The sequence below is a fragment of the Roseivivax sp. genome (assembly GCF_054552075.1).
This window is the reverse complement of the sequence record NZ_JBTOLZ010000005.1, coordinates 246,286-253,997: the sequence shown is the minus strand read 5'-3', so window position 1 is coordinate 253,997 and position 7,712 is coordinate 246,286. Positions and strand designations below refer to the sequence as shown.

Genomic DNA, 7,712 nt, shown 5'->3' with positions numbered 1-7,712 from the left:
CTCAAATTCTGCCACCTTCCCCAGCAACCCCGGAACCCTCAAGGCCCCGCCGTCGCCGCTTCCGACGTCCCGTCAGCGCCTCAGCGCCGCCGGTGAGGGGCCTTCTACGGATACCCACCAAAACCCGCAAGGGGAAAATTCGGGAAAAGCTAAGATTCCGTGACATCGCCCGAATTTTTCACGTTTTCAGGTGCTTAGGGATTTATCCTTGCTGCGACGTGGCGGCGGGACGCAATCAAATTACCCTTCTCGGACAGAGCATTGCGACTCTCGCGGGCGGGTCTGGCGTGCGAGGGCGCGGACTCGGGCAAAATCCCTCTGACTCCCCGCGGATTCCCCCCGGAATCGCCCCTCAACGAGTCGCCCCCGCCCTTCCCGGAGCCCGGCACGCCGGCGATTCCGCTTGGTGGCCGGGCCGATTCCGGCGTTCACTGGAGGTTCATCACCTTGGGGAGGGGGATCATGCGAGGGATCATCTGCCAAGCGGCGGCGCTTTTGGCGCTGGCCGGGCCCGCGGGCGCCGAGGGCACCGGGGCCGAGGGCTATTTCACCATCTACAACAACACCGACGGCAATGTGGTCGTCAGCTTCTACACCAACGAGGGCGACGGCTGGAGCGAGAACTGGCTGTCGGCGGATGCGATCATGCCGGGCGACTGGGCCGAGGCGGAGTTCTACGCCGACGAGGGCCCCTGCGACCAGCTGATCACCGTGGGCTGGCTGGGCGAGAACGGCAGCGAGGTGCTCGACGACCCGATCGCCATCGACATCTGCGACGCCTCGAACCTCTACCTCGAGGACAACGACATCTACTACGACTGAGGGGCCCGGCCCCGGCGTGCCTCGCGCGCGCCCGCGCGCACGGGAATACGGAGGGCCAGCAGAGCCGCCACCGCGGCGAAGTAAAGAAGCGGCTCGATCTGCAGCCCCTTGCGCAGCATGACGAAGTGCAGCGCGCCCAGAAGCACGGCCGGATAGACCAGCCGGTGCAGCCGGCGCCAGCGCGGCCCGAGCCGGCGCACCGAGAGGTTGTTGGAGGTCAGCGCGAGCGGCAGCAGCAGCAGGAAGCCCGCCATGCCCACGGTGATATAGGGCCGCTTCAGGATGTCGGCCCAGACCGCCGAGAGCATCTGCACGTCGAGAACCGCCCAGACGGCGAGATGCAGCATCAGGTAGAGGAAGGCCAGGAGCCCCAGCGCCCGGCGGAACTTCAGGAGGTTCACCCCGAGATGCCGCCGCAGGGGCGTGATGGCGAGCCCCGCGATCAGGAACTGCAGCGCCATGAGGCCGTATTCATGCTCCAGCGCCTCGATCGGCTCGACGCCGAGGCCACCCGTCAGCCCGAGGTAGAAGAGATAAGGCGCGGGCAGCGCGCCCAGCAGGTAGACGACCCAGACCGGCAGGCGGCGCAGCAGCGCCATCAGAAGTTCTCCGTCAGGTCCATGCCGGCGTAGAGGCTGGCGACCTCGTCTTCGTAGCCGTTGAACATCAGCGTGGGTTTGCGCTTGGAGAAGAGCCCGCCGCCGATCTCGCGTTCGGTGGCCTGCGACCAGCGCGGATGGTCCACCTCGGGGTTCACGTTGGAATAGAAGCCGTATTCGCGGGCGTTGGCCTTGTTCCAGCTGGTCGGCGGCTTGCTGTCGGTGAGGGTGATGCGGACGATGCTCTTGATCGACTTGAAGCCGTATTTCCACGGCACCACCAGGCGGATCGGCGCGCCGTTCTGGTTCGGGATCGGCCGGTCGTAGATGCCGGTCGCCATGAGCGTCAGGGGGTGGCGGGCCTCGTCGAGGCGCAGCCCCTCGACGTAGGGCCAGTCGAGCACCGGGCGGGCGACGCCGGGCATCTCCTCGGGGCGCAGGAGCGTCTCGAAGGCGACATGACTGGCCTCGCGGGCCACGCCCGCGAGGTCCAGGAGATCGGCCAGCTCAAAACCCTGCCAGGGCACGACCATCGACCAGGCCTCGACGCAGCGGAAGCGGTAGATGCGCTCCTCGAGGGTCATCTGCGGCAGGATGTCGGAAAGCGCATAGGTCCCGGGGCGCTCGACCAGCCCGTCGATCTCGATCGACCAGGGCTCGGTGGTGAGCTGCCCGGCGAGCCGCGCGGGGTCATCCTTGCCGGTGCCGAACTCGTAGTAGTTGTTGTAGCTGGTGATCTCTTCCCAGGAATTGGGCTCTAGCGCCTCCTGGGCGCGGGCCCGCGTGCCGCCCCCAAAGGCCGCGCCCGCGGCGAGGCCCGCGATGATCTGGCGGCGGTTGAGATAGAGCCGCTCGGGCGTCACATCCGCCCGGGTGAGAGTGTTGGTCCATCTGCCGGCCATGGCGCTCCCCTTGATCTGCCTTGAGGGAAGGTAGCCAGCCCGGCGCGATGCGCAAAGCAAGCCGGTCTCACGTTGCCGTGGCCGGGTTGAAACGAAACAGGCGGGATCGGGCGCGCGGGTGAGCGCGCCGCACCGGTGGGACCGGTGCGGGCGTCAGGTCAGACAGATGCGGGCAGGACGAGCCGTCCCGCGGGTCGGATCACCTCAGAGACCTGCAAGCACCACCATAACGGCGCCCACGACCAGCACGGCAAAGGTGCTGATCCAGATGCCCCGACGGTTCAGAACGGGCGTTCCCTGCCCACAGACGCTGCATTCGGACGAGCCGAAGCGCAGCCGATGATCGCAATAGGCACACCGGAAAATTCTCTTGGCCATGTCGCCCCCCTGCGGCGCGCATGTTGAAATGAAATTACCGAGCGAGTCGGCATCCCTTAAGATACCTTAAGTTGCACGATTTGCACGTAAACTCGCGTAATGCGCCGGAATTTCGCCACAATTGGCGCAAGAATAGCGCACCCGCCGGCGGAACCGGCGGGTGAGACAATTTCAGGTTGTGTATGCTTTAGTGAACGACCGCGTCATCCGGGCGCGGCCGGTTGGAGGCCGCGACCTTGTCGCCGATCACCAGCCCGTCGCTGCCCGCGCTGACCGGCACCGTGGTGCCGTCGCTGATCTCTCCGGCCAGCAGCATCTCGGCCAGCGGATCCTGCAGCGCGCGCTGGATCACCCGCTTCAGCGGACGCGCCCCGAAGACCGGGTCGTAGCCCTCGTCGGCGAGCCAGGCCTTGGCGCTCTCGTCGAGTTCCAGCGCGACCTTGCGGCTGGCGAGCCGCTTGACCAGGCGGGCGATCTGGATCTCCACGATTCCCCCCATGTCTTCGCGCTTCAGCCGGTCGAAGATGATCGTCTCGTCGAGCCGGTTCAGGAACTCGGGCCGGAAATGCGCCCGGACCGCGTCCATCACGTCGTGTTTCGCCCGGCCGCTGTCGGCGCCCTCGGGCAGCTGGCTCAGCGCCTGGCTGCCGAGGTTCGAGGTCAGCACGATCAGCGTCTGCTTGAAGTCCACCGTGCGGCCCTGCCCGTCCGTCAGCACGCCGTCGTCGAGCACCTGCAGCAGCACGTTGAAGACATCCGGATGCGCCTTCTCGACCTCGTCGAAGAGCACGACCTGGTAGGGCTTGCGCCGCACCGCCTCGGTCAGCACGCCGCCCTCGTCGTAGCCGACATAGCCCGGAGGCGCGCCGATCAGCCGGGCGACGGCGTGTTTCTCCATGAACTCCGACATGTCGATGCGGACCATGGCGCCGTCATCGTCGAAGAGGAACTCCGCGACCGCCTTGGTCAGCTCGGTCTTGCCGACGCCGGTGGGCCCGAGGAACAGGAAGGAGCCCAGCGGCCGGTTCTCGTCGTTCAGCCCCGCGCGCGCCCGGCGCACGGCGTTGGAGACCGCCCGGACCGCCTGGTCCTGGCCGATCACCCGGCGGTGCAGCCCGTCTTCCATGCGCAGGAGCTTCTCGCGCTCGCCCTCGAGCATCTTCGAAGTCGGGATGCCGGTCCAACGCTCGACCACCTGGGCGATCTGCTCGGGGCGCACGGCCTCTTCGACCATGACGTCCTCGTCGGCGCTCTCGGCCTCGTCCAGCTCCTTCTCGAGCTGCGGGATCACCCCGTAGGACAGCTCGCCCGCGCGGGCGAGGTCGCTGTTGCGCTTGGCGATCTCGAGGTCGGCGCGGGCCTTGTCGAGCTGCTCCTTCAGGCCGCGCGCGCGGTTCAGCTTGTCGCGCTCGGACTGCCACTTGGCGGTCATCTCCGAGGCCCGCTCCTGCAGGTCGCCGAGGTCGCGCTCGAGCTTGGCGAGCCGGTCCTTGGAGGCTGCGTCGTCTTCCTTGCGCAGCGCCTCCTGTTCGATCTGCAGCTGCAGGATCTGCCGGTCGAGCGCATCGAGCTCCTCGGGTTTGGAATCCACCGCCATGCGCAGCCGCGAGGCGGCCTCGTCGACGAGGTCGATGGCCTTGTCGGGCAGGAAGCGGTCGGTGATGTAGCGATGCGAGAGCTGCGAGGCCGCGACCAGCGCCGAATCCGAGATCCGCACGCCGTGGTGCAGCTCGTATTTCTCCTTGATGCCGCGCAGGATCGAGACCGTGTCCTCGACCGTCGGCTCCGAGACCATGAGCGGCTGAAACCGCCGCGCCAGGGCGGCGTCCTTCTCGACGTGCTTGCGGTATTCATCGAGCGTGGTGGCGCCGACGCAGTGCAGCTCGCCCCGCGCAAGCGCGGGCTTCAAGAGGTTCGAGGCATCCATGGCGCCGTCGGATTTGCCCGCGCCGACCAGGGTGTGCATCTCGTCGATGAAGAGGATGATCTCGCCGGCGGCGGCCTCGATCTCCTTCAGGATCGACTTCAGCCGCTCCTCGAACTCGCCGCGGTATTTCGCGCCCGCGATCAGCGCGCCCATGTCGAGCGCCATCAGCCGCTTGTTGCGCAGCGACTCCGGCACATCGCCGTCGACGATGCGCAGCGCCAGCCCCTCGGCGATGGCGGTCTTGCCGACGCCGGGCTCGCCGATCAGCACCGGGTTGTTCTTGGTGCGGCGCGACAGCACCTGCATCGCGCGGCGGATCTCTTCGTCGCGGCCGATGATCGGGTCGATCTTGCCCTGTTCGGCACGTTCGGTGAGGTCCAGCGCGTATTTCTTCAGCGCCTCGTAGCCGTCCTCTGCGGTGGCGCTGTCAGCGGTGCGGCCCTTGCGGATCTCGTTGATCGCGCCGTTGAGCTTCTGGGCGCTGACCGCGCCCGCCTCGAGCGCCTGTTTCGCCGGGCTCTTCACCATGGCCAGCGCCGTCAGGATGCGCTCGACCGGGACGAAGCTGTCCCCGGCCTTGGTGGCCAGTTTCTCAGCCTCGGCCAGGACCCGCCCGGTGGCGGCGTCAAGATAGGTCTGGCTGCCGTCACCCGTCACCTTGGGCAGTTTGCCCAGCGACAGGTCCAGCGCCTGGCGCACCCGCTCGGGCGCGCCGCCGGCGCGCGAGATGAGGTTCGACGCCAGTCCCTGGTCGTCGTCCAGAAGCGCCTTCAAGAGGTGTTCGGGGGCGATGCGCTGGTGGCTTTCCCGCATCGCAATGGTCTGAGCCGCCTGGATGAATCCCTGGGCGCGCTCGGTGAACTTCTGCAAGTTCATCCTGTCTCTCCTTCTGCAAGCGCCCCGCGTGATCGCGATGCCCGCTCGGCGGCACATCCGGGCCGGGGCCTCGGATCATAGATGGGGCAGAGGGGGCGTTGGTGCAAGAATGCAACAGACGAAAAAGGGCGCCCCGTGGCGGGACGCCCTCAGCTGTTAGGTCAGGCCCGGCTTCGGCCGGTGGGCGAGCGGGTCAGTCCTCGCTGGCGCCCATGGCCTCGGTCGCCTGGCGCAGCCGCTCGAAGGCCTGCGCCGCGGCATCCGCCGCCGCCTCGGCCGCCTCGGCCGCTTCCTGGGCCGCCGCCTGGATCTGCTCGGCGCTGGCGCGTGCCTCCTCGGCCGCCGCCTGCGCCGCCCGTGCCGCGCGCGCGGCTTCGGTGGCGGTGGTGGTCAGGGCTTCGAGCTCCTCGTCGGTCAGCGTGGCCGCATCCGAGGCGCTGGCGGTGTCTTCGCCCGAGCTGCCTTCGGTGTCGCCCGAGGTCTCACCCTCGCTGCCCGAGGTCTCACCCTCAGCCGGTGCGCTCTCGGTCGAGCTGTCCGAGCCGCTTGCATCGGCGGTCTGGGTCTCATCGCCTGAGGTCTCGCCGTCGCCGGATGCGCTCTCGGTCGAACCTTCCGAGCCGCTTGCCTCGGCGGTCTGGGTGTCTTCGCCCGAGGTCTCGCCTTCACCGGATGCGCTCTCGGTCGCGCCCTCCGAGCCGCTGGCGTCGGCGGTCTGGGTCTCTTCGCCCGTAGTCTCGCCGTCGCCGGATGCGCTCTCGGTCGAGCCTTCCGAGCTGCTTGCGTCGGCGGTCTGGGTCTCTTCACCCGATCCTTCGCCCTCGCTGGACGCGCTCTCGGTCGCGTCCTCCGAGCCGCTGGTCTCGGCGCTCTGGGTGTCCTCACCCGAGGTCTCGCCTTCACCGGATGCGCTCTGGGTCGCGCCTTCCGAGCCGCTGGCGTCGGCTGTCTGGGTCTCTTCGCCCGAGGTATCACCTTCGCCGGATGCGCTCTCGGTCGCGCCTGCCGAACCGCTGGCGTCCGCCGTCTCGGTCTCGCCGCTTGCATCGCTGGAGGCGCTGTCACCCGAAGCTTCGCCGCCGCTGTCGTTGGCCCCTTCGGCGCTTGCGGTTTCGGTGCCTTCGGTGCTCTCGCCCGAGGTGTCGCTGCCTTCGGCGCTGTCCGCGCTGGCGGTCTCTGCGCTGCCGTCCGCGCTCTCGGAGCCAGAGGTGTCGCCCGAGGCATCGGCGTTCGTGGTCTCGCTACCCTCGCTGGAGGCATCCGCGCTGGCCTCACCGGAGCCCTCGGAGCCCTCGCCAGCTGCATCGTCGCTTGCCTCACCCGAGCCGTCGCCCGAAGCCGCGTCACCACCGTCCGCGCTCTCGGTCTCCGAACCGCTGGCCGCCGCGTCGGTGCTTTGAGCGTCGCTGCTCTCGCCGGAGGCCTCGGCGCTTTCACCCTCGGAACTATCACCCGAGGCTGCGCTGTCTGCGGCTTCGGTCTCGCCGGAAGTCTCTGAAGTGTCGCCCGAGGCGCTGTCGCCGGAGCTGTCGGAGCCTTCGCTGTCAGTCGAGGCCTCGGCGCTGTCACCGGAGGTCTCGGAGCTTTCGCCGGACGCGTCGGCTGCGTCACCCGAGGCGGCTTCGCCGGAGGCGTCGCTCTCGCTCTCGCCGCTGGCCTCGCCCGAGGCGTCTGCGCTCTGTTCGGCGGAGGCGTCGGCGCTCTCTTCGCCCGAGCCTTCACCCGATGCGTCTGCACTCTCTTCACCCGAGCCTTCGCCCGAAGCATCCGCGCTCTCTTCACCGGAACCTTCGCCCGAGGCGTCTGCGCTTTCTTCGCCCGAGCCCTCGCCCGACGCGTCTGCGCTTTCCTCGCCGGAGCCCTCGCCCGAAGCGTCCGCGCTTTCCTCACCGGAACCTTCGCCCGACGCGTCCGCGCTCTCGGTCTCGCCGCCCGCGGCTTCGCCTTCGCCGCTGGAGCTATCACCGGACCCCTCACCCGAGCCCTCGTCCGCCGGGGCGCTGGCTTCGGCCTGGGCCGAGGCGCTTTCCTCGCCGCCGCGTTCGCTCATGCTCACGGTCAGCGCGATGCCGAGCGCCACCACGGAGCCCGCGCCGACCACGATCGGCAGCACGCTGCGGGGCTGTTTCGCGGCGTCGCCCTTGGGCTTGGTCTCGGCGGGGTTGGACTCGGTCGTTCCGGCAGACTTGTCGTCAGACATCCTCAGGC

6 protein-coding genes are annotated in these 7,712 nt (G+C 68.6%); 1 reads left to right on the top strand and 5 read right to left on the bottom strand.

Features of this window, described 5'->3' with window-relative positions:
• The first annotated feature begins 462 nt into the window (after positions 1-462).
• Entirely contained in the window at positions 463-822 is a 360-nt protein-coding gene (locus ACX938_RS06315; RefSeq protein ID WP_232755656.1) for a hypothetical protein, read from the top strand.
• On the opposite strand, the gene msrQ is transcribed toward ACX938_RS06315, so the two are convergent.
• From msrQ to ACX938_RS06290, 5 genes are all read right to left on the bottom strand, one after another.
• Entirely contained in the window at positions 813-1,421 is a 609-nt protein-coding gene (msrQ, locus tag ACX938_RS06310; protein ID WP_459430402.1) for a protein-methionine-sulfoxide reductase heme-binding subunit MsrQ, read from the bottom strand. The two genes, ACX938_RS06315 and msrQ, sit on opposite strands and share 10 nt — an antisense overlap.
• Entirely contained in the window at positions 1,421-2,323 is a 903-nt protein-coding gene (msrP, locus tag ACX938_RS06305; protein WP_459430401.1) for a protein-methionine-sulfoxide reductase catalytic subunit MsrP, read from the bottom strand. The genes msrQ and msrP overlap by 1 nt, the downstream gene beginning before the upstream one ends.
• 204 nt (positions 2,324-2,527) lie before the next feature.
• The gene (locus tag ACX938_RS06300) at positions 2,528-2,701 is read right to left on the bottom strand and encodes a hypothetical protein (RefSeq protein WP_459430400.1); all 174 of its coding nucleotides are present in this window, start codon (positions 2,699-2,701) and stop codon (positions 2,528-2,530) included.
• Between the two features lie 187 nt (positions 2,702-2,888).
• A complete protein-coding gene (clpB, locus tag ACX938_RS06295; RefSeq protein ID WP_459430399.1) occupies positions 2,889-5,504 on the bottom strand; it encodes an ATP-dependent chaperone ClpB in 2,616 nt (871 codons plus the stop codon).
• Positions 5,505-5,697: 193 nt separating this feature from the next.
• Positions 5,698-7,704 (bottom strand): hypothetical protein, encoded by a 2,007-nt coding sequence (locus ACX938_RS06290; RefSeq protein ID WP_459430398.1) that lies wholly within the window; start codon positions 7,702-7,704, stop codon positions 5,698-5,700.
• Positions 7,705-7,712 lie beyond the last annotated feature (8 nt).